The organism is Leptolyngbya sp. CCY15150 (genome assembly GCF_016888135.1).
GTDB lineage: Bacteria > Cyanobacteriota > Cyanobacteriia > RECH01 > RECH01 > RECH01.
The window spans coordinates 1-928 of the sequence record NZ_JACSWB010000166.1; the positions used below are offsets into that span (position 1 = coordinate 1).

A 928-nucleotide genomic window follows, 5' to 3' on the forward strand; every position below is an offset into this window, starting at 1 on the left:
AGAGCTGATTTATAAAGTAAGCCCTTAAGCAGCCAATCGCTTTACCATCAGACGAATCAAGGAACCATAAATCATGGACTCACTCACCTCTGGGTAAGTCTCATAATCTTTGCTTAAGCGTCGAAAGCGATTGAGCCATCCAAACGTACGCTCCACAATCCATCGCTTCGGAAGCACTTCAAACGTTTTTGATGTTCGTTTAATCACCTCTACCCGAACCTGCTCTCCACAGACGTGTTGAACTGCACGAGCAAACTTCTTACCAGAATATCCCTGATCAACCCAGATAACCTCTAGCTTGAACAATTTCTCCTGGGCCTCATCCAAAACAACAATTGCGCCTAGACGCTCTGAGGCATTGGCTTCACTGACCAAAACCCCGATCAACAACCCCTGCCCATCGACGACGATATGACGCTTACGTCCCTTAACTTTTTTGCCACCATCGAACCCGTAGACCACCCCCTTTTTTCCGTTGTTTTAACGGATTGAGAATCTGCAATAGCTACCGTTGATTGCACCTCTCGACCTAATTTCTTCCGCAGGTCTGCTCGAAGCTGGTCATGCATCTGCTGCCAAATACCTTTGCGTTGCCACTTCTGGAAGTAGCAGTACACGGTGCTGTAGGGGGGGAGGTCATGGGGCATCATTTCCCATTGACAGCCTGTTCGCTGGACGTAAAAGATGCCGTTGAGAATCTCTCTGAAATCTACTTCCACAGGACGTCCGAATCCTTTTGGCTGAGGCAGGAGGGGTTGCAAAATCTCCCACTCTGCATCGCTTAAGTCACTGGGGTAGGGCTGGCGTATCGGATGAGCAATGTTAGGAAGACGAGACATGGGTAGAACGACCACTCAGCTTGCCCTAGTCTAAAATCGACTCAGCGTTGACCCAACGTTGCTTTAGATTCTCTTTATAAATTAGCTCT

Annotated in this window: 1 protein-coding gene; it reads right to left on the reverse strand. The window is 48.2% G+C overall.

The features are described 5' to 3' along the window. Positions 1-24: 24 nt before the first annotated feature. A protein-coding gene (locus JUJ53_RS09780) for an IS5 family transposase (protein ID WP_204151825.1) occupies positions 25-839 on the reverse strand; the annotation gives its coding sequence in 2 pieces (ribosomal slippage) (positions 25-461 and positions 461-839; 816 coding nt in all). Positions 840-928 lie beyond the last annotated feature (89 nt).